This window comes from Kluyvera fluvialis (assembly GCF_059725275.1).
This window is the reverse complement of the sequence record NZ_AP046142.1, coordinates 2,783,995-2,810,745: the sequence shown is the minus strand read 5'-3', so window position 1 is coordinate 2,810,745 and position 26,751 is coordinate 2,783,995. Positions and strand designations below refer to the sequence as shown.

The window sequence follows — 26,751 nt, the reverse complement described above, 5'->3', positions numbered from 1 at the left end:
ATTATGTCAGCGTCAGCGACGCCTTCTGTTTTCCTTATTTTGCCACAACGTGCTTTACTTCACCTAATAGTGCGCGGGTAACCGGGCGTAAAGCGCACAAATTTGACACTTTACTCTCAGCTAAGGCTGTGACATTGACGGAAAAGGAACAGAAATGCGCGTCATCACCGGACGAACGTTAATTGCGGCCGCCATACTTTTATTGATGCCAGTAATGGTTTGGCTTTGTGGATGGCAATGGTTACCAGGGCACAGCGGTACATGGCTAAAAGTACTGTACGCAGTGACTGAAACGGTGACTCAGCCGTGGGGAATCATTACCCATTTATTGCTGTGCGGGCTGTTTTTATGGCTACTGCGCTGGCCTTTTCGTGCTTCTGTCATTTTGTTTTTGATTCTCAGTGCCGCTATTGTCATGGGGCAGGGGGCAAAATCGCTAATCAAGGCCCAGGTACAGGAGCCGAGGCCATTTGTGGTCTGGCTGGAAAAAACACAGCAAATCCCCGTAGAGCAGTTCTACACTTTAAAGCGTAAAGACAGAGCCGCATTGGTGGAAGAGCAGCTAGCGCAACAACGTGATATTCCAAACTATTTGCGCCATCATTGGCAGAAAGAGACCGGATTTGCCTTCCCGTCCGGGCACACGATGTTTGCCGCTACGTGGGCGCTGCTGGCGGTTGGGCTGCTGTGGCCGCGCCATCACGTATTCACCGTGGCGCTGATTATGGCGTGGGCGGCGGCGGTTATGGGCAGCCGCTTACTGCTGGGTATGCATTGGCCGCTGGACTTAATGATGGCGACCACCATGTCGTGGGTTTTGGCCACGTTGGCGACCTGGTGTGCCGGACGCTGGTGTTTTTCGCTGGAAAAAGAAACATATCAACAGGGTGCGACGAACAGGAAATAGGAAAAGGGTTGATTTTTATCGCGCTTAACCGCAGATCTAAGGCTTACGGTGCGCTTTTCCATTTCGTCGTCGCGGTGAAGATGTTATTTTATAAGGCTGGGTGCTGTGTAGACACTGCCGAAGCCACATAACGGGAAGTAATGTGAAATACCTACTCATTTTCTTAGTACTGTTAGCGATTTTCGTCATTTCAGTGACGCTGGGCGCACAAAACGATCAGCTTGTGACCTTCAACTATTTGCTGGCGCAGGGCGAATTTAGAATTTCGACGCTGCTGGCGGTGTTATTTGCCGTTGGTTTTGCTATAGGCTGGTTGGTTTGTGGTTTGTTCTGGCTGCGCGTGCGCGTCTCACTGCTGCGTGCGGAACGTAAAATTAAAAGACTGGAACATCAAATTGCGCCAGAAACGGTCGCCACGGTAGCACCGTCGGCTCCGGCGGCGAAGGAATAATTATCTATGCTGGAGTTGTTGTTTCTGCTCTTACCTGTCGCCGCCGCTTACGGCTGGTATATGGGCCGCAGAAGTGCACAACAGTCCAAACAGGACGAAGCGAGCCGCCTGTCGCGTGATTACGTGACAGGGGTGAACTTTCTTTTAAGCAACCAGCAGGATAAAGCGGTTGACCTGTTCCTCGATATGCTCAAAGAGGACACCGGTACCGTGGAAGCCCACCTCACGCTGGGTAACCTGTTCCGCTCGCGCGGCGAGGTTGACCGCGCCATCCGTATCCACCAAACGCTGATGGAAAGCGCCTCGCTGACCTACGACCAGCGCCTGCTGGCGGTACAGCAACTGGGCCGCGATTACATGGCGGCAGGGTTGTACGACCGCGCCGAAGACATGTTCAACCAGTTGGTGGATGAAACCGACTTCCGCATTGGCGCACTGCAACAACTGTTGCAAATTTACCAGGCGACCAGCGATTGGCAGAAAGCCATTGATACCGCAGAGCGCCTGGTCAAACTGGGTAAAGACAAACACCGTGGTGAGATAGCCCACTTCTGGTGTGAACTGGCGCTCCAGCAAATGGGCAATGACGATCTGGATAAAGCGATGTCGCTGCTGAAGCGCGGTGCGGCGGCAGACCCGTCCAGCGCACGAGTGTCCATCATGATGGGGCGCGCGTGGATGGCAAAAGGTGACTACGCCAAAGCGATGGATAGCTTGCTGCGGGTTATCAACCAGGATAAAGAACTGGTCAGTGAAACGCTGGAAATGCTGCAAACCTGCTACCAGCAACTGGGTAAAGAAGGCGAGTGGGAACAGTTCCTGCAACGCTGCGTGGAAGAAAATACCGGTGCGGCGGCTGAACTGATGCTGGCGCAAGCCGTTGAGCAAAGCCAGGGCAGCGAAGCCGCGCAAACCTACGTCACCCGCCAATTGCAACGCCACCCAACGATGCGTGTGTTCCATAAACTCATGGATTACCACCTTAACGAGGCGGAAGAAGGGCGCGCGAAAGAAAGCCTGATGGTGCTGCGTGACATGGTTGGCGAACAGGTGCGCAGCAAGCCGCGCTATCGTTGCCAGAAATGCGGCTTTACGGCTTACACGATGTACTGGCACTGCCCATCCTGCCGCGCGTGGTCAACCATCAAACCGATTCGCGGCCTTGATGGTCAGTAATTTCTAAAGAATCGCTCACTTAGTTACAACATACTATAAATTCCCACTCTGTAGTGGCCTCCGGCATTGTGCGCGCTGGGCCGCGCGGGTAGAATGCTGCCCGTTTATGCGCAATATCATCCAGACCGGCTCCACTCAAAGGTCGCCTGAAAGATGATGTGTATACCTTTTTCTGCACCCTGCGTGCCCATCAACAAGAAGGTCCAGTCATGTCCGTTGCTTCATCTTCTTCCCGTGTTACCACATCCTCTCCCGTTGTTGTTGCTCTTGATTATGATAACCGTGACAAGGCGCTGGCCTTTGTTGACCGTATCGACCCGCGCGACTGCCGCTTAAAGGTCGGCAAAGAGATGTTCACGCTGTTTGGGCCGCAGTTTGTGCGCGAATTACAACAGCGTGGTTTTGATATCTTCCTCGATCTAAAATTCCACGATATCCCGAATACCGTGGCACATGCGGTTGCGGCGGCGGCGGATCTGGGCGTTTGGATGGTGAACGTACATGCTTCGGGCGGCGCGCGAATGATGACGGCTGCCCGTGAAGCCCTGCTGCCGTTTGGCAACGATGCGCCACTGTTGATTGCCGTTACCGTGCTGACCAGCATGGAGTCCAGCGACCTTCAGGATCTGGGCATTGCGTTGTCCCCGGCAGATTACGCCGCGAAACTGGCGCAACTGACCAAAAACTGTGGTCTGGATGGCGTGGTCTGCTCGGCGCAGGAAGCGGTACTCTTCAAGCAAACGTTGGGGCAGGCGTTTAAATTAGTCACTCCAGGCATTCGCCCTGCGGGCAGTGATGCAGGCGATCAGCGCCGCATTATGACCCCTGAGCAGGCATTAGCGGCGGGCGTTGACTATATGGTGATTGGCCGTCCGGTGACGCAATCGGCTGACCCCGCGCAAACCCTGCGTGACATTAATGCTTCGTTGAATGTGGGGGCGTAATGAGCGATGCAAACAGCCGTCTGGTCTACTCAACGGAAACCGGGCGTATTGATGAGCCGAAAGCCGCGCCAGAGCGCCCAAAAGGCGACGGCATTGTACGCATTCAGCGCCAGACCAGCGGTCGCAAAGGGAAGGGCGTATGCCTGATTACCGGTATCGATCTTGACGACGAGGCGCTGGCGAAACTGGCTGCCGAGCTGAAAAAGAAATGCGGCTGCGGCGGTTCACTGAAAGACGGCGTGATTGAGATTCAGGGCGACAAGCGTGACCTGTTAAAAACGCTGCTCGAAGCCAAAGGTATGAAAGTGAAGCTGGCTGGTGGCTAAGCCGGTCAGGCAAGACAAATAAAAAAAGACCCCGATACTCATCGGGGCCTTGATAATCAGCAATTCTGTTGCGAATTATTTGCCAACCTGGTGGCCGATAATCCCGCCGACCGCAGCACCGCCGAGCGTACCCAGTGCGCTACCGTTGGTTAACACCGCACCACCAACCGCACCTGCACCCGCACCCAGCGCGGTATTGCGGTCACGTTTTGACCAGTTAGAACATGCGCTCAGGGACATTACCAGCGTTACCGCCAACACCGCAGCCGTCATTTTTTTGTTCATTGAAGTCATTTTTTTCTCCTGAATATTCTATTCACGAAAAAAGCACTTTGAGTATAGCCGTTGCCAGAGGTACTCGGTGCGTTCTCCGTGAAGCTTGTTGCGCAGGTTGTAAATTTCGTGGCTAAAAGTCACGCAAGTGATAATTACTTCCTGTTATTTCGCTGATATTAATTTTACGATTCTGGGATGTTGCCGACAGGTAAAAAGTCTTAATTACCCGGTCGGAAAACTCTTATACAAGTTGCCTGAGCATTGGCGGCCTTCACCTACCCGAATTATTTGGGGAATATCGCGAAAGGGGATTATCAGCGAGGAGAAATCCGGTGCTCACCGCACCGGATGGCGGGGGCTACGGGCGTTTGACGATATTTACCGTCAGGCCAGATTGCTCTAACTGCAACTGTTTTTCGGTGGCTAAATTGTCATCGGTGATCACGCGATTAAAATGGCTCATTGGCCCTAACGGATACGGATGAGTAGCGCCAAATTTTGAGCTGTCGGTCAGTACAATCGCTTCGCTGCCTTTTTCCAGCACCGCGTTAACGATATCGGCGCGCATCATATCGCGACCGGTAAAACCGGTTTCAGGCTGCCAGCCGTCAATGCCGATAAACGCCTTGCTGAAATGCACCTGCTGAATGTACTGGCGGGTCAATGGCCCTACCATGCTTTCGCTTTTCTTCTGGTAAATGCCGCCCAGCAGAATGACTTCTCCCGGCGTCTCTTTCAGTAAATGGGCGATGTAGCTGCTTACGGTGATGATAGTGATATCCGGCTGGGTTGCCAGCGCACGCGCCAACAGCGCGTTGCTGCTGCCGTTTTCGATAAACACGGTTTCACCAGGGCGCACCAGCGATGCGGCAAATGTCGCCAGCTCACGTTTGAGTGCAAAATTATTCATCATGCGCGTCTCAACGTCTTCACTGTCCAGCGGCACGGCGAAACCGTGAGTACGGCGCAGGTAGCTTTGCTTCTCCAGCAGGTTGAGATCCTGGCGAATGGTCACTTCAGATACGCCGGTCATTTTCGCCAGATCGGCGACGCTCATGCGGCCCTTATCAATAACCAGTTGTAAAATAGTTTGCTGTCGGGAGTTCATAATCAATGCATCAATATCTCTGTGCGAAGGCGATGGCTGTCGTGATGGTCACCGCTCGCAGGGCGAAGGGTGTCAGATTTCCCATGGGGATTTAGGCTGACCTGTTCTGCTGTCGCGTTCGTCGGTGGCGTGAGCCAATAATTCCGCTTTTAAGATTTCAAGATTGTTGATTGCGGAATGGGTGTCACCGCCAACCAAAATATCAAGTACGGTATCAATACGTTGGGCTACCTGACGTGCGTCTAGCTCGGACATAATGGAATCCTGTTGATAAATTCGATTGAAATCAATGATGCTAAATTTACTGGCAAAAGAGAAGTGAAAAAAACGGCTTACCTTATAACCCCTGATGTGCGACGAGCCAGCGCTCAAGCTCGGCAGCAGGCATTGGGCGCGCAAAGAGATAGCCTTGCCGTTCATCTACGCCATGCTGGATTAAAAATGCGTCGTCATCCATATCTTCCACGCCCTCAGCGATAATCCGCAAATTTAATGCTCTGGCAACGGCGATAATCGCTAACACCAGCGATTGCGATACCGAATGGTCGTGCACACGCTGGACAAAAATATGGTCTAACTTGAGGGTGTCGATAGGGAAGCGCGCCAACTGCGATAAAGACGAATAGCCGGTCCCGAAATCATCGAGGTGAATCTGTGCCCCCAGTGAGCGGAACTGCTGAATCACCGCCAGCGCCTGGTCGGCGTTATCAATCAGGCAGCTTTCGGTTAGCTCAATATCAATAGGGCAGCGGTCAAATTTCTGCTCTTTCAGTGCCTGTTTTAAATCACTAAAGATGGATTGATCGACCAACTGACGTGCTGAGACGTTAACGGCCACACGCAGGTCTATTCCCTTGTCGCGCCATTCGGCGACCTGGCGAATGGCGTCAAGCATCACCCAGCGCCCCAGCGGCACAATCAGCCCTGACTCTTCGGCATAAGAGATAAAATCCATTGGCGGAATCAACCCGCGCTCTGGCGAGTTCCAGCGTACCAGCGCCTCCAGGCTGTACACTTTGCCATCGAGCGCCACTTTCGGCTGGTAATAAATCACCAGTTGGTCACCTTGCAGCGCCTTGCGCAGATGGGTGTCCAGCCACAGGTATTCAAATACCCCCTGGTTCATCTCTGGTGAAAAGACGCTAAAACGGCCACGGCCTTTCTCTTTGGCAGTGTACATCGCGGTATCCGCGTTGCGGATCAGGCTTTCACGGTCTTCACCGTGCAGCGGCGCGATAGAAATCCCTAATGAACAGCCGCTGTACACCTCAATCAGGCCAATGCGAAACGGGTCGCGCAGGCGGGTTAATACTCGCGAGGCCATCGCCTCTAATGCGCTCTGCGAAGTCTGCGTGGCTAAGACGATAAACTCATCGCCGCCCAACCTTGCCAGCGTCTGGCCGTCTTCCAGGCAACTTAAAATCGACAGCGCGACCGATTGTAAAAGTTGGTCGCCAAACACATGGCCGTAAGCGTCGTTCACTTTCTTAAAATTATCGAGATCAAGATAAACCAGGCCGATTTGCTCGTTGGCAGCACGGTTGTCGATAGCCTTGCCAATCAGTTCGTTAATCGCGTGTCGATTTGGCAGCCCGGTAATCGTGTCGGTATTAGCTAAAATGCGCAGTCGCTCCTGCGCCCGGCGTTCTTCGGTAATGTCCGTACCGGAGCAAATCAGGTAGATCTCATTTTTACCGCTGCCGCTGTGGACAAAACGGTTACGAAACAAAAACAGGCGCGGCCCTTTGCGGGTTTTTATCCAGCGTTCAACTTCATATGGCCCGCCGTTATTAAAAAAACGGCTGACATTTTCCCTTGCTGCGCTGGCGTCGGGAGTAGACATAAAAAGATCAAACGCCGTTTTGCCAATCACGTCCTGCTCTTTGGCTCCGGTATATTCTTCACACAGGCGGTTGAAGCGCTGAATTTTGCCTTCGCGGTCGAGGATCACGATCACCGCATTGGCCTCAGACACCACCTGTTCCGCGAACAGCAGCCCTTGCAGCAGGTCGCGAGCGACGGAGGAGGTATCAAACCAGGAGGAGGCCGTACCCGCCCATTCGGTGCAACTGACTTTGCGACCAATCAGATGAATCGGTACGTCATAGCCGTTGAGCTGAATATTGACCGCCACGCTGGAGGTAGTGACGGTCATATTATGGATTCGTTGGGCATTTTCTGCGCTTAGCGGCACGGCCAGTTCGCCATCCGTTTCCAGGTCAATGCTCAAATGCAGCGTGGGTTCACTGCGCGCTAACCGCCAGTAAAGACTGGTTTTATCAGAATTAGGATCGAGAAGATTCTGCGCCAAAGAGCGTGACATGGTTTCTCCCGCGTTCGAATGAGCCTGAATTCAGTGTGAACGTTTTTCGGCAATTCGCAGGGAAAAAAGGGAGTAGAGGTGAAGAAGCTAAAAAAAATGGCTCCTCACGGAGCCATTCTCTTATTTGATATCCGCCAGCGCGGCGTCTTTATTCGGGAAGAACGCTAAACGCCCTGGAATCGGTTTGATACCGGCGCGCGCCATGGTGCGCAGCGGCTGAAACTCAACGTTCGATACCCGCAGTTCGCAGCCTTCTGGCAGCTTTTTGACAAAGCGTTGGAAAGCGTCCAGACCACCAGCATCCAGCACCGGTACGGCATCCCACTTCAGGACAACGATACGTTTACCTGCGATACGGGTTTCCAGCTCAGTAAATAACCCTTCAGCGGCGGCAAAGAATAGCGGGCCAATTACGCGCAGCACCAGCACATCGTCCGGCACGGTAACGTTGACGGCAGAAAGGCGCGTCATGCGAGCAATACGGCGCATAAACAGCAGCGATGCCAGCACAATACCAACGCTAATCGCGATAACCATATCAAACAACACGGTCAGCGACATGCAAATGAGCATCACAATAATGTCGTCTTTCGGTGCTTTACGCAGCAGATAAACGACTTTATGCGCCTCACTCATGTTCCAGGCGACCATCAACAGCAGCGCCGCCATGGCGGAGAGCGGTAGCCAGGAGAGCACCGGTGCAAGAATCAGCAGCGCCAGAATCACCAAAATGGCGTGAATAACGGCGGAAACCGGCGAGGTGGCCCCGGCGCGAACGTTAGCTGCGGAACGTGCGATGGCGGCAGTGGCGGTAATCCCCCCAAAGAACGGCGCAATAATATTGCCCAATCCCTGACCGATTAGCTCGCTGTTGGCTTTATGTTTAGTACCGGTCATCCCGTCGAGCACCACCGCGCACAGCAGTGATTCAATCGCGCCGAGCATTGCCATCGAGAACGCGGCAGGTAACAGCGCTTGCAGCGAAGCCCAGTTCAAGGTGAAGGTTGAGCCAGGCTGGTTCCACGGCAGCATAAACTGTGGCAGCAATTGTGGAATACCGTTGCCCTGAGTGCCATCCGCCAGCAGGTAATGAAACTGGGAGCCGATGGTCGCTACGTGGCCACCCATCAGATTAACAACCAGCATGACCAGGCAGCCTGCAATCAGTGCAGGTAAATGGCCAGGCAAGCGAATGCCCAGGCGCGGCCAGAGGATCAGCGTGCCTAGCGTGACGATACCAATGGCGGCGTCGCCAGGGTTCGTGGTGGGCAGCGCCATCACTAACTCGCCGACTTTTTGCAGATAATGTTCCGGGACATGCGTCATGTGCAGGCCGAGGAAGTCTTTTATCTGCATCGTACCAATAGTGATGCCGATCCCGGAGGTAAACCCGAGCGTGACCGGCAGCGGAATATATTCAATCAGGCGACCAAAACGGGCTAGCCCAAACAGGATCAAAAACAGGCCTGACATCAGCGTGGCGACCAGCAGGCCTGCAAGGCCAAACTGCTGTGACACCGGGTAGAGAATCACCACAAAAGCGGCGGTCGGGCCGGAAACGCTGAAGCGCGAGCCACCGCTCAGCGCGATAACAATCCCCGCGACGGCGGAGGTGTACAGACCGTATTGCGGTGCAACACCGCTGCCTATTGCCAGCGCCATGGCGAGCGGGATAGCGATAATACCAACGGTTATCCCGGCAATAACGTCACGAGTAAAGCGGGAAGTGGTGTATTTCTCTTTCCAGCAAGCGTCGATGAGAGCGCGGAAAGGCATCACCTGTGAGGAAAATAATTTATTCACAATAATGTTTCATCCATGAGCGCATCATCTGTCAAGTGAATGGCAGGTGAAGGAGGCATATGTAATACAAATATTTAATACAGACAAAAAAACCCGCCGCAGCGGGTTTTTTAACCAAATCCGATTAATGTTCGAACATGGCGGAGATGGATTCTTCGTTGCTGATACGACGAATCGCTTCGGCCAACATCCCGGACAGAGTCAGGGTACGAACGTTCGGCAGTGCTTTGATTTCATCCGTTAACGGGATGGTATCGCAGACAACCACTTCGTCGATGACAGAGTTACGCAGGTTGTTAACCGCATTGCCGGAGAAGATCGGGTGGGTTGCGTAAGCAAATACGCGTTTTGCACCACGTTCTTTCAGCGCTTCAGCCGCTTTACACAGCGTACCGCCCGTATCGATCATGTCATCAACCAGCACGCAGTCACGACCGGCAACATCACCGATGATATGCATAACCTGGGAAACGTTCGCACGCGGGCGACGTTTGTCAATGATAGCCATGTCGGTATCGTTCAGCAGTTTTGCGATAGCACGTGCGCGAACAACGCCGCCAATGTCTGGAGAAACCACAATTGGGTTATCCAGGTTCAGTTGCAGCATATCTTCAAGCAGAATTGGGCTACCGAATACGTTATCAACCGGAACATCGAAGAAGCCCTGAATCTGTTCAGCGTGCAGATCTACTGTCAGTACACGGTCAACGCCAACGCTGGACAAGAAGTCCGCAACGACTTTAGCGGTGATAGGTACACGAGCAGAACGTACGCGACGATCCTGGCGAGCATAACCGAAGTAAGGAATAACGGCAGTTATTCGGCCTGCGGAAGCACGACGCAGGGCATCAACCATAACAACCAATTCCATCAGGTTGTCGTTGGTGGGAGCACAAGTGGACTGGATGATGAAAATATCACCACCGCGTACATTTTCGTTAATTTGTACGCTGACTTCGCCGTCGCTAAAGCGACCTACAGCGGCGTCGCCGAGGGAAGTGTACAGGCGGTTGGCAATACGTTGTGCTAGTTCCGGGGTGGCGTTACCAGCAAAAAGCTTCATATCAGGCACGAGAAGAACCTCAGGCATGCGTCCAGTGGTGGATGAAATGAGCCAAAAACTGTGCGGGCCAGGCACGATTTCATCCATGCGGTGTATTAAAGAGCGCGATGCAACGTCTGGAACAGGGTGACGTTGTCACCGGAGCTCAGTTTGCCCGGCAGGGCTATTCCTTTTACCATTCGTCTTTCGTCAGCAAAACTGGCGCAATCCGAATGATTCAGAGTAGGGCTTGCTTCAATGGCGAAAGATTAACACCTTTCGCCACAAAGCCTTGCAACCATTCCGGGGCTTGCTCAAGCACCTGGCGGGCAGCGAGTTCTGTATCAAATTCAGCAAAGACACAGGCTCCTGTTCCAGTCAGGCGCGACGGCGCATATTCTAACAGCCAAGAAAGCACATCATCAACCTCGCGAAAACGTTTTCTTGCGATAACCTCGCAATCATTGGCGAATTCACATTTTAATAACGCATCTATTGACCTGACGGGGGTATTTCGCGGTAGCTCAGGATCGCGAAAAATGATCGGGGTAGGAATACTGACGCCAGGATGGGCAACCAGATACCATTTTTCCGCGACGTCAACCGGCGTGAGTATCTCGCCAACCCCTTCGGCAAACGCCGCATGGCCCCGAACAAACACCGGAACATCCGCACCTAATGTTAAACCGAGCGTCGCCAGTTCATCTTCTGAAAGCTGGCATTGCCATAAATGGTTTAGCGCGACCAGCACGGTGGCGGCATTAGACGAGCCGCCGCCCAGACCGCCGCCCATCGGCAGACGTTTGTCGATACTGATGTCAGCGCCGCTGCCCTCTGGTAGACGGTGGCTGGCTGCCGCCGCGCTCATGAGCAAACGCGCGGCGCGGATAATCAGGTTGTCTTCATCCGCTACGCCAGCGATAGGCGTTAGCAGGCGCAGTTGTCCATCCTGACGAGGGACAATGGTCAGCGTGTCGCCATAATCAAGAAACTGGAACAGCGTTTGCAGCGTGTGGTAGCCGTCAGGACGTTGTCCGGTGATGTACAAAAACAGGTTTAATTTTGCCGGAGAAGGCCAACGCGTCATCATTATTTAACGATCCAGTTGTCCATTTTCAGTTTGATGCGTTGCCCGCCTTCCGTCAGCTCCATATTAGATGGTAGCGCGGGCTGCGTTTTGCTGTCGTAGCCGCTGTAGACGACTTTCCAGGTTTTACCGTTTTGCGTGTAGTTCAGTTCGCTCAGGCGATACTGGTCGTCAAGCTTATAGTCGGTGGCGTCGCCCGGCAGACCAAGAATCCACTGGCGCAGGCTGTTGAGTGGAATAGGCATCCCGGTCAGCTTGCCAATCATCTCTTCGCCGTCGGCAGCGGTATAGTGCTGGCCTTTATTGTCAGTGAGCTGTGCGGAACCCGGTTGGCCAATCAACTCCAGCTCGGTGCTGCCGAGCGGGTTAGTTAACAGCAGGCGATAGTTGTCCTGGCCGGTTTGCTGCCAGAAGAAACGCGCATAGACTTTTTGCTGGTCAGACAGATAGGCAAACGCGCCACGAGTCTGATACTGGCTCAGTTTACGGATCTCCTGTTGATGCTGTTGCCACTGTGGAGAGGTTGGGCTTTTGCCCGGCCCTTGCGGCACGCGAGCAGTACAGGCGGTAAGAACCAGTGCTGCCAGGGGCAGCAGGCGAATCAGGCGAGACAGGGCCATGATGACAATCCTTGATGTGCATTGCGGTGATAACGCTTAATGCTAGCGTTGCCCGGCGGCAGCGTCTACGCTCAAGTTGTCTTAAATCATAAAATTAAGCTAGCTCACCTATTACTCCAAAAGGGGAGCCTCCCTTTTATTGATCTCGCGCATCCTGTATGATGCGCTCAGACTAACCTTATCAACGCTGGTACTACTCCCGCACAATGACCCTTTTAGCTCTTGGCATTAACCACAAAACAGCTCCGGTAGCGCTGCGAGAACGTGTAACGTTTTCGCCAGATACGCTTGACCAGGCGCTGGAGAGCCTGTTGGCTCAGCCAATGGTGCAAGGGGGCGTGGTCCTATCTACCTGTAACCGCACCGAACTTTACCTGAGCGTTGAAGAGCAGGATAACCTGCATGACGCGATAGTCCGTTGGCTGTGCGATTACCACGGCCTTAATGAAGAAGAGTTGCGCCAAAGCCTTTATTGGCACCAGGATAACGACGCCGTTAGCCATCTAATGCGCGTTGCCAGCGGCCTTGACTCGCTGGTGCTGGGCGAGCCGCAAATCTTGGGGCAGGTCAAAAAAGCCTTTGCCGATTCCAGCCGTGGCCACGTTAATGCCAGCGAGCTGGAGCGGATGTTCCAGAAATCGTTCTCTGTTGCTAAGCGGGTGCGCACAGAAACGGATATCGGTGCCAGTGCGGTATCGGTGGCGTTTGCTGCCTGTACGCTGGCGCGGCAAATTTTTGAATCTCTCTCAACGGTAACGGTGCTGCTGGTCGGCGCGGGTGAAACCATTGAGCTTGTGGCGCGCCATCTGCGCGAACATCACGTACAAAAAATGTTGATTGCTAACCGCACACGCGAACGCGCGCAGCTATTGGCGGATGAAGTCGGGGCGGAAGTCATTGCTCTGAGCGATGTCGATGAGCGGCTAAAAGATGCCGACATTATTATCAGTTCTACCGCCAGCCCGCTGCCGATTATCGGTAAAGGAATGGTTGAGCGTGCGCTGAAAGCGCGCCGCAACCAGCCGATGCTGCTGGTGGATATCGCCGTACCGCGCGACGTGGAGCCGGAAGTTGGCAAACTCGCTAACGCCTATTTGTACAGCGTTGATGACCTGCAAAACATCATTCAACATAACCTGGCGCAGCGTAAAGCTGCGGCGGTGCAGGCTGAAACCATCGTTGAGCAGGAAACCAGTGAATTTATGGCCTGGCTGCGCGCCCAAAGCGCGAGCGAAATCATTCGTGATTATCGTTCCCAGGCTGAAATGGTGCGTGAAGAACTCACCGCTAAAGCGGTCGCAGCGCTGGAACAAGGCGGCGACCCTCAGGCCATTATGCAGGATCTGGCGCGTAAATTAACCAATCGCCTGATCCACGCACCTACTAAATCTCTTCAGCAGGCCGCCCGTGACGGGGATGATGAACGCCTGCATATTCTGCGCAACAGCCTCGGGCTGGAGTAGCACAACTCTATTTATCACAAGGTGCATTTACGCCAATGAAGCCTTCTATTGTTGCTAAACTGGAAGCTCTGTATGAGCGCCATGAAGAAGTTCAGGCGCTGCTGGGCGATGCGGCAACGATCGCCGATCAGGATCGTTTCCGGGCGCTGTCGCGTGAATACGCGCAGCTGAGCGACGTTGCTCGTTGTTATACTGACTGGCGTCAGATTCAGGACGATATTGAAACCGCGCAGATGATGCTCGACGATCCTGAAATGCGCGAAATGGCGCAGGAAGAACTGCACGAAGCCAAAACGAAAGGTGAAGCGCTGGAACAACAGTTGCAGGTTCTGCTGCTGCCGCGTGACCCGGACGACGAACGTAACGCCTTCCTTGAAGTCCGCGCCGGTACGGGCGGTGATGAAGCCGCGCTGTTCGCGGGTGATCTGTTCCGCATGTACAGCCGCTACGCCGAAGCGCGCCGCTGGCGTGTGGAAATCATGAGCGCCAGCGAAGGTGAACATGGCGGTTATAAAGAGGTGATCGCCAAGATCAGCGGCGAGGGCGTTTATGGACGCCTGAAGTTTGAGTCTGGCGGTCATCGCGTCCAGCGCGTTCCGGCTACCGAATCTCAGGGGCGTATTCATACGTCGGCCTGTACCGTTGCGGTACTGCCAGAAGTGCCAGAAGCCGAACTGCCGGATATCAACCCGGCGGACTTGCGCATTGATACCTTCCGTTCCTCCGGGGCGGGTGGCCAGCACGTTAACACCACCGATTCCGCCATTCGTATTACCCACTTGCCAACCGGTATTGTGGTTGAGTGTCAGGACGAACGTTCCCAGCATAAAAACAAAGCAAAAGCGATGTCGGTGCTTGGCTCGCGTATTCGCGCCGCCGAAATTTCACGTCGCCAGCAGGCCGAAGCCTCTGAGCGCCGTAACCTGCTGGGTAGCGGCGATCGTAGCGATCGTAACCGTACCTATAACTTCCCGCAGGGCCGTGTGACCGACCACCGCATCAACCTGACGTTGTACCGTCTGGATGAAACCATGGAAGGCAAACTGGACATGCTGATTGAGCCTATCGTGCAGGAATATCAGGCTGACCAGTTAGCGGCGTTGTCTGAGCTGGAATGATGACCTATCGACAGTGGCTGCAACAGGCCGTTGCGGCGCTGGTAACGAGCGAAAGCCCGCGCCGCGACGCTGAAATTCTGTTGGGGCATGTTACCGGCAAGGCGCGAACGTTTATTTTAGCGTTTGATGAAACCGAACTGAGCGCATCGCAGGCCGATGCGCTGGCGCAGCTATTGGCCCGCCGTGTTAACGGCGAACCGGTGGCGCATCTGGTAGGCACGCGTGAGTTCTGGTCGCTGCCGCTGTTTGTCTCCCCGGCGACGCTTATCCCTCGCCCGGATACCGAGTGCCTGGTCGAGCAGGCGCTGGCGCGCTTGCCGACAACGCCGTGCCGCATTCTCGATTTGGGAACCGGCACTGGCGCGGTGGCGCTGGCGTTAGCCAGCGAGCGCCCGGACTGCCAGCTTACCGCCGTTGATTTTATTGCCGATGCGGTGGCATTGGCGCAACGCAACGCCACTCATCTTGGTATTACCAATATCACGATCCTGCAAAGCGACTGGTTCAGTGCGCTGGGCGAGCAGCGTTTTGCGATGATTGTCAGTAATCCGCCGTACATTGATGAGCAGGATGAACATCTTGCCCAGGGCGATGTGCGTTTTGAGCCGAAAACCGCGTTAGTTGCGGCGCAAAACGGCCTTGCCGACCTGGCGCATATTATCTCGCGCGGGCGTCAAGCGCTGGAGCCTGGCGGCTACATGCTGTTGGAACACGGCTGGAAACAGGGCGATGCCGTGCGTGAGCTGTTCCTGGCAGCAGGTTATCGTCACGCCGAAACGTGCCGCGATTATGGCGGCAACGATCGCCTGACGCTGGCGCAATGGCCCGGCGTCGCGGAGGCCAACGCATGAATATGTTCCTGTCGGTTCTCTATTTACATATAGGGTCAGCCATTTTTTCCGTCACTTTTTTCGCGTTACGCTTTTGGTGGACGCATCATCAGAACACATGGCTTGAGAGGCGCTGGGTACGCGTGTTGCCTCATGCCGTGGACAGTGTGCTGCTATTGAGCGGAGTCGCACTGATGCTGATGACGCGCTATTTTCCCTTCACCGAAGAGGGGACATGGCTGACGGAGAAACTGTTTGGCGTTATCATTTACATCATTTTGGGTTTTGTCGCGTTAGGACGTCGTCGTCCGCGCAGCCAGCAGGTAGGGTTTATCGCCTTTATGCTGGCGCTGATGGTGTTGTGCATCATCGTTAAACTCGCCATCACTAAAGTTCCGCTGTTGGGGTAGGGTATGAAGTCACTGGCTGATTTTGAATTTAATAAAGCGCCGCTGTGCGACGGCATGATCCTAATTTCCGAATTAATTCGTGACGATTTTCCGACGCAAAAAGTGCGTGAGCAGCTTGAGTGCCTGGTGGCGCTGGCGCGGGAAGAGATAAGCCCATCGTGGACGCTGACGCGGCAGATGGAGCGGCTGATTGAACTGTTTTATTACGAGTGGAATTTTGGCGATTCCTCTGGTGTTTACCGCTTGTCGGACGCCCTGTGGTTGGATCAAGTCTTGAAAAATCGTCAGGGCAGCGCGGTGGCGCTGGGGGCGATTATGCTGTGGATAGCCGGACATCTTGATATTCCTGTCGTACCGGTAATTTTCCCTACCCAGTTGTTGTTGCGCGCTGATGTTGACAGTGAAGAACTGTGGTTGATTAACCCGTTTAACGGCGACACGCTGGATGAACATACGCTGGAAGTGTGGCTGAAGGGCAATATTAACCCGATGGCTGAACTGTTCAACGAAGACCTCGATGAGGCAGATAACGCCGAGGTGGTTCGCAAGCTGCTCGATACGTTGAAATCGGCGCTGATGGAAGAACGGCAGATGGAGTTGGCGCTGGCGGCCAGCCAGGCTTTACTGCAATTCAACCCAGAAGACCCGTATGAAATTCGCGATCGCGGGCTTATCTATGCACAGCTTGAATGCGAACATGTCGCGCTGCATGATTTAAATTATTTCGTTGAGCAATGTCCGGAAGACCCTATCAGCGAAATGATTCGCGCGCAGATTAACACCATTGCGCACAAACAAATTACTCTTCACTAATTGGTTAGAATCGCGGTTATAATCGCGGAAATACCCTAACAAGGCGATCTTATGAAACAAAAAGTGGTTAACATTGGTGATATCAAAGTAGCAAACGATCTGCCGTTTGTTCTGTTTGGTGGCATGAACGTGCTGGAGTCACGTGACCTGGCCATGCGTATCTGCGAGCACTACGTGACCGTGACCCAGAAGCTGGGCATCCCTTACGTATTTAAAGCTTCATTCGATAAAGCCAACCGTTCTTCTATCCACTCTTACCGTGGCCCAGGCCTGGAAGAGGGGATGAAAATCTTCCAGGAACTGAAACAGACTTTCGGTGTGAAAATCATCACCGACGTTCACGAAGCAAGCCAGGCACAGCCGGTTGCCGATGTGGTTGACGTCATTCAGTTGCCTGCGTTCCTCGCTCGCCAGACCGATCTGGTGGAAGCGATGGCGAAAACCGGCGCGGTCATTAACGTGAAGAAACCCCAGTTTGTAAGCCCTGGCCAGATGGGTAACATCGTGGATAAATTCATCGAAGGCGGCAACGACAAAGTTATCCTGTGTGACCGTGGCGCAAACTTCGGTTATGACAACCTGGTTGTGGATATGCTGGGCTTTGGCGTAATGAAAAAAGCGTCCAATAACTCTCCGGTTATCTTCGACGTGACCCACGCTCTGCAATGCCGCGACCCGTTTGGCGCTGCATCCGGCGGTCGTCGTGCGCAGGTTGCTGAGCTGGCGCGTGCGGGGATGGCGGTTGGCCTGGCGGGCTTGTTTATCGAAGCACATCCAGATCCAGATAATGCGCGCTGCGATGGCCCGTCTGCGCTGCCGCTGGATAAACTGGAACCATTCCTGAAGCAAATGAAAGCTATCGACGACCTGGTAAAAGGGTTCGATGAACTGGATACCAGTAAATAAGATTTGCTGATGAATAAAAAAGCCGGCCCGTTTATACGAGCCGGCTTTTTTTATTGCCATCGGTGCTTGATTGCCGGATGGCGACGCGTTGCGTCTTATCCGGCCTACGCATTTATGTCTGCCTGTAGGCCGGATAAGGCATAGCCGCCATCCGGCGGGGGGGATCAGGCGAAAATCGTCATCAGATACGCCGCGAACAGCGCCAGATGCGCCGCCCCGTTCAGCACGTTGGTACGCCCAGTCGAGAACGAAATATGGCACAGCACCAGCGAGGCAACCATCACAATCATCTCCGGCATTCCGAGGCCAAACATCAACTCATTGCCGGTCGCAAAGGCAATCAGCGTCACGACCGGGACAGTCAGTGAAATAGTCGCCAGCACCGAACCAAAGAACAGATTCATTGCGCGCTGCACCTGATTGTTCAACACTGCTCTCAGTGCGCCTAAACCTTCCGGAGAGAGGATCAACAACGCCACCAGGAACCCGGTAAAGGCAACAGGGGCATTCATGCTGGTCAGCAGCGTTTCTAGCGGGTTAGCGTTCATCTTGGTGACGGCAATTACTGCTACCAGGTGAACAACCAGCCAGATCGCATGCCACAGGCTGCTGTGCGCCGACGGCTTACCGTGATGCGGGTCATCATCGTCGCTTTCATCTTCATGCTCGTAGATAAATAAACTCTGGTGAGTTTTGGTCTGAATAAGTAAAAAGACGCCGTACATCGCGGCAGAAATTAGCGCCACCAGCAGTGACTGACCAATAGTAAAGTTGGCCCCCGGCAATGCAGTTGGGAATACCAACACAATGATCGCCAGTGGGAACAGCGCAATTAAATACTGTTTGATGCCAAATAAATTCATATATTGCGTGGCGAATTTACGCCCGCCGAGCAATAACGAAAAGCCGACTAAACCGCCGGTTACAATCATAATGATCGAATAAAGCGTGTCGCGCATTAGCGTCGGCGCAGCATCACCTGTTGCCATTAATGCTGAGATTAAACTGACTTCAAGAATAACAACCGAAAGGCTTAAAATCAGAGAACCATACGGCTCGCCAAGACGGTGCGCTAACACATCCGCGTGGCGTACAACACTAAACGCACTGCTCAAAATACCAACCAATGCCAACGCATTGATGGCAATAACCACTGGCAATGACTGACTGCTACCCCAAAACAGCAGGATTGCCAGTGCCACTACCGGGAAAATGAGCGACGTCTCCTTATGGCGAGTTTTCACCGCCTCATGTGCGTGGGTCATGTTTGTCTCCATCTATGCAGGTATTTATAATTATAGAAAAAATAAGCTGTGTAAATTAACAAATTTTTGTCGTGCTCATGCTAACTTTTACTAAAGTTTACCCATGGCGGCATTTTTTCTCACTAATGGCTATAATATAAATTCTTGGCTAAATAATTTTTAAATAACAGTGCATTAATGCGCTGTTATTCCTATTTTGATTACTCTGGTTACCTGCTAAATATTACCGGTGTGGCGGCAGACAAATTGCATCCTGAGGCGTAAAGCTGGATAATATTTCATCAATGACAGCAGCGGACGTCAGCCATTCGGCTCCCGGGGGCGTATGTGAAGCAGGGAAGAGAAGTGGTGGCGGAGGTTTAAAGTGTTAACGCGTGATTTCTTAATGAAGGCGGATTGTACAACAGCGTTTGGCGCTATTGAGGAATCTCTGCTTTGGTCTGCTGAACAACGTACAGCATCGTTGGCGGCAACATTAGCCTGTCGGCCAGATAATGGCCCGGTGTGGATTTTTGGCTATGGCTCACTGATGTGGAACCCAGCGCTCAACTATAGCGAATCAGTAACCGGTACGCTGGTGGGCTGGCATCGTGCCTTCTGCCTGCGATTAACGGCGGGGCGCGGTAGTGCTTGCCAGCCAGGACGAATGCTGGCGTTAAAAGAGGGTGGGCGTACCACGGGGGTTGCCTATCGTCTGCCGGACGATGAAATAGAAAACGAATTAGCGTTGCTGTGGAAGCGCGAGATGATTACCGGCTGCTACCTACCAACCTGGTGCAAGCTAAGCCTTGACGATGGCCGGACGGTGAACGCGCTGGTATTTATTATGGACCCGCGCCACCCGCTGTATGAGTCAGATACTAGCGTACAGGTGATTGCTCCGCTGATTGCCTGCGCCAGCGGCCCGTTAGGCACTAATGCCCAGTACCTGTTCTCGCTCGACCAGGAATTGCAGAAGTTGGGTATGCAGGATGAAAGCCTGAACGAGCTTATCAGTAAGGTGCGTCACCTGGTGGAGAAAGTGAACCCGCCGGGGCTGGCGTAGTCCTGAAAGGGAAAACCCCGGAAGTGCGTGCTTCCGGGGCGCGATATCATGCTGCGACGTAGCTGATAGAGTGCTCAAGAGACTGGCTGTGGCTGTCGATCAGCACATTCCATGTCCCGCTATACGGCACGGTCAAATACGCTTTTTCTTCGTTTTGTACGCTTAGAATATCGGCGTCATCACCGTTACTGTTTTGCGCGCTCATCAAATGGATGTGGCAACGCTCAGAACAGCGCACTACCACCGTATCCCCACCAAACAACGTCAAACTCGCCTTTACCATCACCAAAATACCCCGCTGCCATCAGTCAATACGCGTCCTGCGTCGAAATCCTGGGTGTGATATTGTTCACAAATCACTCATGGCATAACACCAAACCCCGTGTTGGCAGATGCTGATTTTGATCAACAAATTCTGTAACGCTTCAACAAAAATGACAATATCTGTGGATCCTTTCAGCTTGCGCGAGATTGCTGCGAGGAATAGCGCAGCGGTAAAACAATATCCTTTAAAACACGGTGGCGATGGTTGGCTGGCCTGATTTAGAAGGTCAGCACTTTGTCTGCTGCCAGCGTCCATTGCGCCAGCTCAACTAGCGTGCCAATTTCCACGCCGTCAATCAGCGGGAGGGCGCTGATACCGCGTCCGTCGGTGCAGGTTTTGCATAATTTAACCGGCACGCCCTGAGCGGTGAGGATTTCCAGCATCTGCTGAATGTTGTAGCCCTCGGCAGGTTTTTGCCCACGTAGGCCCGCAGTCACGGCATCTGACATTAAAAATAGTTGTAGCTGTAGGTCGCTTTGCTGTTCGCGCAGGGCAATGGCCAGGCGCAGGCTATTAAACAGTGATTCACTGCCATAGGCAGCCCCATTGGCGATAATAACGATACGTTGCATCTGAACTCCTTTAAAGTTAAGCCACGAGATTCCAAGGGCATCCAACAAGTGTTATGTCGGTGATTATACGCCGTCGCGCGCGAGATAAGTGTGGCGCTGGGCGTAAATAGCGCTCAGTGATACGTCATATAGGTGACAATGTCACAAATGAGTATGACCGGTCGTGAGCGATAAGCCGAATCCTATTCAGTCTATTCCTGGAATACACCAATAGGGCTGAACGATGTCCACAAAGAAGTTACACTTATTATTCTGGGTAGGATATTTCTTACGTTAATGTGTTGTGGATGAGGTTTTGGGTGGTGTCTTTGCGTTTTTATTCGTCATTTATCCTGCTGTTAATGCTCGTTAGCGGCGGCGCACGTGCGCGGCAATCGTTCATCGACGAGGCGGAACATCCGTTCGATGAGCAGTCCGACACTTTGCCAGATTTAGGCATTGCACCAGAAAATCAGGATGCCGAGAAACATTTTGCGCAGATGGTGAAATCATTCGGTGAAGCCAGTATGACGGATAACGGCCTGGCCACCGGTGAGCAGGCGCGACTGTTTGCGCTGACGCAACTGCGGGACAAGGTTAATGGCAAGATGAATCATCAACTTGAGAGCTGGTTATCGCCGTGGGGGAAGACCCATATCGAGCTACGGGTGGACGGCGGAGGTAAGCTAACCGGTAGCAACGGTAGTTGGTTTATTCCGCTACAAGACAACGCGGACTATCTTAGCTGGAGCCAGTTTGGCGTTTCCCAGCAGAAAGAAGGGCTGGTGGGCAACCTGGGGCTGGGACAACGTTGGGTCGCAGGTCATTGGCTACTGGGTTACAACACCTTTTATGACAGCTTGCTGGAGGCGAGCCTTGACCGTGGCGGTGTCGGGGCAGAGGCCTGGGGCGAGAATCTGCGTTTCTCCGCAAACTATTATCACCCGCTGCACGACTGGCAAAATACCGGCATGACGTTACAGCAGCGAATGGCGCGCGGTTATGACGTTACCGCGCAGGCGTGGATCCCAGCCTATAACCATATCAATACCAGCCTGAGTGTGGAGCAGTATTTTGGCGACAGCGTTGACCTTTTCCGCAGTGGCACGGGCTACCATAACCCTGTGGCGGTGTCGCTTGGGTTGAATTACACCCCGATTCCCTTGCTGACATTTAGCGCCCAACATAAACAGGGCGAGAGTGGGGAGAATCAAAATAACCTTGGCATGAAAGTGAATTATCACTTTGGTGTGCCGCTGAAGAAACAGTTGGCAGCCGATGAAGTCGCACAAACCCGCACGTTGCGCGGTAGCCGCTATGATGCGCCGGAGCGTAACAGTTTGCCGGTGATGGAGTTTCGCCAGCGTAAGAGTCTGACGGTGTATCTGGCGACGCCGCCGTGGAGCCTGAATAGCTATGAAACGGTAGAGCTTAAACTACAGGTGCATGATGAATATGGCATTAAATCGCTGACCTGGCAGGGCGATACCACTGCGCTAAGCCTGACGCCGCCAGCGTCCAATACCAGTAAAGATGGCTGGAGCATTATCATGCCAGCGTGGGATTACAGTGAAGGGGCGAGTAACGTGTGGCATTTGTCGGTTGTTGTTGAGGATAAAAAAGGCCAGCGCGTCACCTCTAACGAGATAACGCTGGCACTCACCGAACCGGTGGTGAGTTTTGCCCCGATGTATAATGGCTGGTCAAACTTCGCGCCTTAATTGTGTGACCGCGAGTGTCACGACAATTAAGGCGGGGGATCAGAAAATACGTTCCTGGTGCACCCAGACTGCTGCTTCTACGCGGGATTTCAACTTCATCTTTTTCAGCATGTGTTTAACGTGCACTTTTACGGTGCTTTCCGTGATGTCGAGACGGCGGGCAATCATTTTATTCGGCAGACCCTGAGCGATAAGCTTGAGAATATCACGCTCGCGCGGGGTTAACTGGTTGATATCACGATCCGAAGTGGCGCGGTTTGCGCGCAGGCTTGCCGCCAGCACCGGCGTCAGTGCCTCGCTCAGTACCATCTCACCCGCCGCAGCCTGTTGCAGGGCTTTCAGCAGGTCTTCCGGTTCCATATCTTTTAACAGATAACCGTCAGCACCGCGTTTTAATGCGGTGACGACGTCCTCTTCATGGTTAGAGACGCTGAACACCACAACACGGCCAGACAGTGATTTTTCACGCAGTTTATCCAGCGTTTCCAGCCCGTTCATACCTGGCATGTTGAGATCAAGTAAGATCAGATCAGGATCGAGCGCTTCTGCCAGTTCAATACCTTGTTCACCGTTGCTGGCTTCGCCTACGACCTGAATATCCGACGCCATACTGACCAGCTGTTTTACGCCGGTGCGCAGCATGGGATGATCGTCAATTAACAGGATAGTGGCGCGTTCCTGATTACTCATGGCTATCTCCTTGGGGAGTTGAAAGCGATTTTTCGGGGACAAACGTGACCACGACTTCAGTACCGCCGCTTTCGCGACGCCGAACCTGACAATCGCCGCGCAGGCTCTGCGCGCGGTCACGCATAATAATAAGACCATAATGGTTACTGCGTTCAGCGTGCTGCGGGACACCACAGCCGTTGTCCGCCACCACTAATTTCACCTGGCTACCCTGCTGGGTAACGCTGACTTTCACTTCGCTTGCTTGCGCGTGTTTCAGCGCGTTGCTCAGTGCCTCACGGGCAATTTGCAGCACGTGAATCGCCTGATGCGAAGGCACGTAGCGCGGCGGTAGCTGGTAGTCCAACTGCACTGAAAAACCAAAACGCGAGCTGTATTCCTGACAGCTGGCTTCCAGCGCCGGGCGTAGGCCCGATTCGGTTAGCTTCAGGCGGAAAGTGGTTAACAGTTCGCGAAGCTGCGCCCAGGAGGTGTTTAATTCTGTACGCACCTGGCCTAGCAGTTCGCGGCTTTCCGGTGATGACTGTTCTGACTGCATCATCTGCAAACAACTGATTTGCATTTTCATGCACGACAGCGATTGGGCGATGGAGTCGTGCAGTTCGCGGGCGATGGTGGCGCGTTCTTCCATCACTATCAGTTGTTGCTGGCGTTCCAGTTGTTTATCAAGCGCCAGGGTAGAGGTCAATTGCTCAAGCAGGGTATCAACTAACTGCTGCTGGTCGTGGCTCAGCTCGCGCCCCTGCGGGAGCGTTGCCAGCAAAATGCCGTATTGGTTACGCGGGTCGGTTAATCGCCATTTTAACGTCGCGCCATCCGCCGCTTGCATATCCACATCGCGCGGACACAGGTAGCAGCCTTTATCATCACATTCCCAACCGGAATGGCAGCTAAATTCCTGATGATTTTCTTCATCTTCGATATCGTAAACCCGGACTTCAATTTCCCGCAGCGGCGTCAGTTCCTGAAGGCCGTTAAGCACGGGCGAAATGCGCTCGCACAGGGGCGCGTTGGTGTGCAACCGACGGTTGGCCTGCCACAGGAAAGAGAGAATAGCGTTTTTCTGCTCCAGACCGGCGGTTTTTTCCTGCACGCGACGTTCCAGTGATGCATAACTTTCTGCCAGCTCGGCGGACATATTGTTCAGCGCCATGCCGAGTGTTGCCATTTCATTGCGGCCGCTGATCTGCGCGCGATAGGTAAAATCACGGTGGCTAATGGCTTCTGCCATTTTCAACAACTGTCGCCACGGGCGCAGAAGACGAGCGCGCAGCCAAATCACGGTAAACACAAACAGCAGCGCCATAAACAGCGCCATCAGCCGGTGCATCCACACCACATGGCTAATTCGTTCTTCGGTTTGGTGGTCGAAAGCGGTGACCAACTGATTAATACGATTAACAAAGCCGGCTAAATCATCGGCGACAACCGCCTGGCTTTGCGCGCGGCGAATATCCGGCGCTAAATAGGTCAGCCAATACTGTTGTAGCGAAGCCAGTTGCTCAACCTGGCCGTCACGTTCAGCGGCGAGCTGCAACTCCGGGCTGAACACGGTGCGCTGCATTTCGTCAAACAGGGGCTGGTCACTCTCTTTCACCGGAATAGCCGCCAACAGACGGTAGCTCTGCATACGCAGCGAGCCAGCCTGGTTAATCGCGTGGGCGCTGCCCTGTACGCCATTCACCAGACGTGCGGAAATCATCATACTAGCCACCCCGATAAGGGTAGACAGCAGTACGATCAGTGCCAGTTGATTCACTAGCGTGAGTGGTGTAAAAAAACGTCTAAACATTGTGCTATACAACTCCTGGCGGAAGACACTCCGGCGAGTGGCGTTATTTTCGGCTATCGCCTGGAGTATACCCATACCCCTAAAGGGTTACTCCTTTATTTCCATCATAGTAAAGACTGAGGGGGCAGAGGGGTAGCGGCTTAACAGCCACGTGATAAAACGGGTTTTTTTATGCATAAAAAACTACCCATAAAGGATGATGCTGTTTTTTTGCGCATTCTATAGCCGACTTTTCCTTTGATTTATATCAACTTACCGCGCGGTGTAAACCCTAATGTTGCAGGGGTTGATATTAATAATCAGAGGTGTCTATGAGTCACTCCACTGCCCCGAAAAGGGCAACCGGCGCTGTCATTACCGACTGGCGTCCGGAAGATCCGGCGTTCTGGCAAGAGCGCGGCCACCGCGTCGCTAGCCGGAACCTGTGGATTTCCGTACCGTGTTTGCTGCTGGCGTTCTGTGTATGGATGCTGTTCAGCGCCGTCGCAGTTAATTTGCCAAAAGTGGGCTTCCAATTTACAACTGACCAGCTCTTTATGCTGACGGCACTGCCGTCTGTATCTGGGGCGTTGCTGCGCGTGCCTTACTCCTTCATGGTACCGATGTTTGGTGGTCGTCGCTGGACAGCGTTCAGCACTGGTATTCTTATCATACCTTGCGTATGGCTGGGTTTTGCCGTTCAGGATACCAGCACACCCTTTAGCACCTTCATTATTATTTCTCTGCTGTGTGGCTTTGCGGGCGCGAACTTCGCTTCCAGCATGGCGAACATCAGCTTCTTCTTCCCGAAACAGAAACAGGGCGGTGCGCTGGGTCTGAACGGCGGCCTGGGTAACATGGGCGTGAGCGTAATGCAGCTGGTGGCTCCACTGGCGATTTCGCTGTCGATCTTTGCCGTCTTTGGCAGCCAGGGCGTTGAGCAGCCGGATGGCTCCCAGTTGTATCTGGCTAATGCGTCGTGGATTTGGGTTCCGTTCCTGGCCATTTTCACCCTCGCGGCGTGGTTTGGCATGAACGAGCTGGCGACGTCTAAAGCTTCGTTAAAAGAGCAATTGCCAGTACTGAAGCGCGGCCACCTGTGGATTATGAGCGTGCTTTATCTGGCAACGTTCGGCTCTTTTATCGGGTTCTCTGCGGGCTTCGCAATGCTGTCTAAAACACAGTTCCCGGATGTGCAGATTCTGCATTACGCCTTCTTCGGGCCGTTTATTGGCGCGCTGGCGCGTTCTGCGGGCGGGGCGATTTCCGACCGTCTGGGCGGCACACGTGTGACGCTGGTTAACTTCATCCTGATGGCGCTGTTCAGTGCTCTGCTGTTTATGACTCTGCCAACCAACGGCGAAGGCGGTAGCTTTATCGCGTTCTACGTCGTGTTCCTGGCGCTGTTCATGACCGCAGGTCTGGGGAGCGGTTCTACGTTCCAGATGATTTCAGTTATCTTCCGTAAACTGACGATGGATCGTGTGAAAGCTGAAGGGGGTTCTGAGGAGAAAGCTATGCGCGAAGCGGCGACAGATACCGCAGCGGCGCTGGGCTTTATTTCTGCGATTGGTGCTATCGGTGGCTTCTTTATTCCGAAAGCATTCGGGACTTCTCTGGAACTGACCGGCTCTCCAGCGGGCGCGATGAAAGTATTCCTCGTGTTCTATATTGCCTGCGTGCTGATTACCTGGGTGGTATACGGACGTAAAGCGAGTAAATAACGCTTAGGGTTATTATTGAATAAAGGTGCGAGCGATCGCACCTTTATTTTTAACTC

27 protein-coding genes are annotated in these 26,751 nt (G+C 53.4%); 14 read left to right on the top strand and 13 right to left on the bottom strand.

The genetic code is table 11. The features are described 5' to 3' along the window. Window positions 1-154 precede the first annotated feature (154 nt). The 5 genes from pgpB (at window position 155) to yciH (ending at window position 3,804) form a co-directional block, all read left to right on the top strand. The gene (pgpB, locus tag AC6I4B_RS13330) at window positions 155-907 is read left to right on the top strand and encodes a phosphatidylglycerophosphatase B (RefSeq protein WP_497765733.1); all 753 of its coding nucleotides are present in this window, start codon (window positions 155-157) and stop codon (window positions 905-907) included. A gap of 142 nt (window positions 908-1,049) precedes the next feature. Then, window positions 1,050-1,358 carry a LapA family protein gene (locus tag AC6I4B_RS13325; RefSeq protein WP_497765731.1) on the top strand — a complete coding sequence of 103 codons (309 nt, stop codon included), beginning with the start codon at window positions 1,050-1,052 and terminating at the stop codon, window positions 1,356-1,358. 6 nt (window positions 1,359-1,364) lie between these two features. Further along, entirely contained in the window at window positions 1,365-2,534 is a 1,170-nt protein-coding gene (gene lapB, locus AC6I4B_RS13320) for a lipopolysaccharide assembly protein LapB (protein ID WP_497765729.1), read from the top strand. Between the two features lie 209 nt (window positions 2,535-2,743). Next, window positions 2,744-3,478 carry an orotidine-5'-phosphate decarboxylase gene (gene pyrF, locus AC6I4B_RS13315; protein ID WP_497765727.1) on the top strand — a complete coding sequence of 245 codons (735 nt, stop codon included), beginning with the start codon at window positions 2,744-2,746 and terminating at the stop codon, window positions 3,476-3,478. Then, on the top strand, window positions 3,478-3,804 hold the full coding sequence (gene yciH, locus AC6I4B_RS13310; RefSeq protein ID WP_497765725.1) for a stress response translation initiation inhibitor YciH: 327 nt from the start codon (window positions 3,478-3,480) through the stop codon (window positions 3,802-3,804). Before pyrF ends, yciH begins: the two co-directional genes overlap by 1 nt. A 75-nt stretch (window positions 3,805-3,879) precedes the next feature. Here the strand turns inward: yciH and osmB are convergent, their stop codons facing one another. From osmB to lolB, 8 genes are all read right to left on the bottom strand, one after another. Beyond that, window positions 3,880-4,098, bottom strand: coding sequence for an osmotically-inducible lipoprotein OsmB (gene osmB, locus AC6I4B_RS13305; protein WP_497765723.1), 219 nt, complete (start codon window positions 4,096-4,098; stop codon window positions 3,880-3,882). Window positions 4,099-4,438: 340 nt separating this feature from the next. Next, entirely contained in the window at window positions 4,439-5,188 is a 750-nt protein-coding gene (gene yciT, locus AC6I4B_RS13300) for a DNA-binding transcriptional regulator YciT (RefSeq protein ID WP_497765721.1), read from the bottom strand. A gap of 72 nt (window positions 5,189-5,260) precedes the next feature. Then, a complete protein-coding gene (locus AC6I4B_RS13295) occupies window positions 5,261-5,443 on the bottom strand; it encodes a YciZ family protein (RefSeq protein ID WP_497765719.1) in 183 nt (60 codons plus the stop codon). A gap of 82 nt (window positions 5,444-5,525) precedes the next feature. Further along, window positions 5,526-7,511, bottom strand: a complete 1,986-nt coding sequence (gene pdeR, locus AC6I4B_RS13290) for a cyclic di-GMP phosphodiesterase (RefSeq protein WP_497765717.1) — start codon at window positions 7,509-7,511, stop codon at window positions 5,526-5,528. A gap of 120 nt (window positions 7,512-7,631) precedes the next feature. Next, window positions 7,632-9,314 (bottom strand): C4-dicarboxylic acid transporter DauA, encoded by a 1,683-nt coding sequence (dauA, locus tag AC6I4B_RS13285; RefSeq protein WP_497765715.1) that lies wholly within the window; start codon window positions 9,312-9,314, stop codon window positions 7,632-7,634. Window positions 9,315-9,438: 124 nt separating this feature from the next. Next, window positions 9,439-10,386, bottom strand: a complete 948-nt coding sequence (prs, locus tag AC6I4B_RS13280) for a ribose-phosphate diphosphokinase (RefSeq protein ID WP_058648973.1) — start codon at window positions 10,384-10,386, stop codon at window positions 9,439-9,441. A gap of 208 nt (window positions 10,387-10,594) precedes the next feature. Then, window positions 10,595-11,443 carry a 4-(cytidine 5'-diphospho)-2-C-methyl-D-erythritol kinase gene (gene ispE / locus AC6I4B_RS13275; RefSeq protein ID WP_497772154.1) on the bottom strand — a complete coding sequence of 283 codons (849 nt, stop codon included), beginning with the start codon at window positions 11,441-11,443 and terminating at the stop codon, window positions 10,595-10,597. Between the two features lie 2 nt (window positions 11,444-11,445). Next, the gene (gene lolB, locus AC6I4B_RS13270) at window positions 11,446-12,063 is read right to left on the bottom strand and encodes a lipoprotein insertase outer membrane protein LolB (protein WP_497765713.1); all 618 of its coding nucleotides are present in this window, start codon (window positions 12,061-12,063) and stop codon (window positions 11,446-11,448) included. A gap of 206 nt (window positions 12,064-12,269) precedes the next feature. Between lolB and hemA the strand changes: the two genes are divergently transcribed. From hemA to kdsA, 6 genes are read left to right on the top strand one after another with little or no spacing between them, the layout of a single operon-like run. After that, a complete protein-coding gene (hemA, locus tag AC6I4B_RS13265; RefSeq protein ID WP_497765711.1) occupies window positions 12,270-13,526 on the top strand; it encodes a glutamyl-tRNA reductase in 1,257 nt (418 codons plus the stop codon). Window positions 13,527-13,561: 35 nt separating this feature from the next. Continuing rightward, on the top strand, window positions 13,562-14,644 hold the full coding sequence (prfA, locus tag AC6I4B_RS13260) for a peptide chain release factor 1 (RefSeq protein ID WP_497765709.1): 1,083 nt from the start codon (window positions 13,562-13,564) through the stop codon (window positions 14,642-14,644). Then, window positions 14,644-15,495 (top strand): peptide chain release factor N(5)-glutamine methyltransferase, encoded by an 852-nt coding sequence (gene prmC, locus AC6I4B_RS13255; RefSeq protein WP_497772153.1) that lies wholly within the window; start codon window positions 14,644-14,646, stop codon window positions 15,493-15,495. Before prfA ends, prmC begins: the two co-directional genes overlap by 1 nt. Next, window positions 15,492-15,884, top strand: a complete 393-nt coding sequence (locus AC6I4B_RS13250; protein WP_497765707.1) for a SirB2 family protein — start codon at window positions 15,492-15,494, stop codon at window positions 15,882-15,884. Before prmC ends, AC6I4B_RS13250 begins: the two co-directional genes overlap by 4 nt. 3 nt (window positions 15,885-15,887) lie before the next feature. Continuing rightward, window positions 15,888-16,697, top strand: a complete 810-nt coding sequence (gene sirB1 / locus AC6I4B_RS13245) for an invasion regulator SirB1 (RefSeq protein ID WP_497765705.1) — start codon at window positions 15,888-15,890, stop codon at window positions 16,695-16,697. A gap of 51 nt (window positions 16,698-16,748) precedes the next feature. Next, the gene (gene kdsA / locus AC6I4B_RS13240) at window positions 16,749-17,603 is read left to right on the top strand and encodes a 3-deoxy-8-phosphooctulonate synthase (protein WP_497765703.1); all 855 of its coding nucleotides are present in this window, start codon (window positions 16,749-16,751) and stop codon (window positions 17,601-17,603) included. Between the two features lie 164 nt (window positions 17,604-17,767). Here the strand turns inward: kdsA and chaA are convergent, their stop codons facing one another. After that, window positions 17,768-18,868, bottom strand: coding sequence for a sodium-potassium/proton antiporter ChaA (gene chaA / locus AC6I4B_RS13235; RefSeq protein WP_497765701.1), 1,101 nt, complete (start codon window positions 18,866-18,868; stop codon window positions 17,768-17,770). A gap of 364 nt (window positions 18,869-19,232) precedes the next feature. Between chaA and AC6I4B_RS13230 the strand changes: the two genes are divergently transcribed. Beyond that, a complete protein-coding gene (locus AC6I4B_RS13230) occupies window positions 19,233-19,913 on the top strand; it encodes a gamma-glutamylcyclotransferase (protein ID WP_497765700.1) in 681 nt (226 codons plus the stop codon). Window positions 19,914-19,959: 46 nt separating this feature from the next. Here the strand turns inward: AC6I4B_RS13230 and AC6I4B_RS13225 are convergent, their stop codons facing one another. Together AC6I4B_RS13225 and AC6I4B_RS13220 are read right to left on the bottom strand one after the other, a co-directional pair. Then, the gene (locus tag AC6I4B_RS13225; RefSeq protein WP_497765698.1) at window positions 19,960-20,202 is read right to left on the bottom strand and encodes a hypothetical protein; all 243 of its coding nucleotides are present in this window, start codon (window positions 20,200-20,202) and stop codon (window positions 19,960-19,962) included. Between the two features lie 254 nt (window positions 20,203-20,456). Next, the gene (locus tag AC6I4B_RS13220) at window positions 20,457-20,810 is read right to left on the bottom strand and encodes a DsrE/DsrF/TusD sulfur relay family protein (protein ID WP_497765696.1); all 354 of its coding nucleotides are present in this window, start codon (window positions 20,808-20,810) and stop codon (window positions 20,457-20,459) included. Window positions 20,811-21,097: 287 nt separating this feature from the next. Here AC6I4B_RS13220 and AC6I4B_RS13215 point away from each other — a divergent pair, with 287 nt between their 5' ends. Next, window positions 21,098-22,510, top strand: coding sequence for a YchO/YchP family invasin (locus AC6I4B_RS13215; protein ID WP_497765695.1), 1,413 nt, complete (start codon window positions 21,098-21,100; stop codon window positions 22,508-22,510). A 39-nt stretch (window positions 22,511-22,549) separates the two neighbouring features. Here the strand turns inward: AC6I4B_RS13215 and narL are convergent, their stop codons facing one another. Then, window positions 22,550-23,200: a two-component system response regulator NarL gene (gene narL, locus AC6I4B_RS13210; RefSeq protein WP_065356687.1), complete on the bottom strand. Its 651-nt coding sequence runs from the start codon at window positions 23,198-23,200 to the stop codon at window positions 22,550-22,552. Beyond that, entirely contained in the window at window positions 23,193-24,992 is a 1,800-nt protein-coding gene (narX, locus tag AC6I4B_RS13205) for a nitrate/nitrite two-component system sensor histidine kinase NarX (RefSeq protein ID WP_497765693.1), read from the bottom strand. Before narX ends, narL begins: the two co-directional genes overlap by 8 nt. A gap of 311 nt (window positions 24,993-25,303) precedes the next feature. Between narX and AC6I4B_RS13200 the strand changes: the two genes are divergently transcribed. Next, window positions 25,304-26,695, top strand: coding sequence for a NarK family nitrate/nitrite MFS transporter (locus tag AC6I4B_RS13200; protein WP_497765692.1), 1,392 nt, complete (start codon window positions 25,304-25,306; stop codon window positions 26,693-26,695). The last annotated feature ends 56 nt before the right edge of the window (window positions 26,696-26,751 follow it).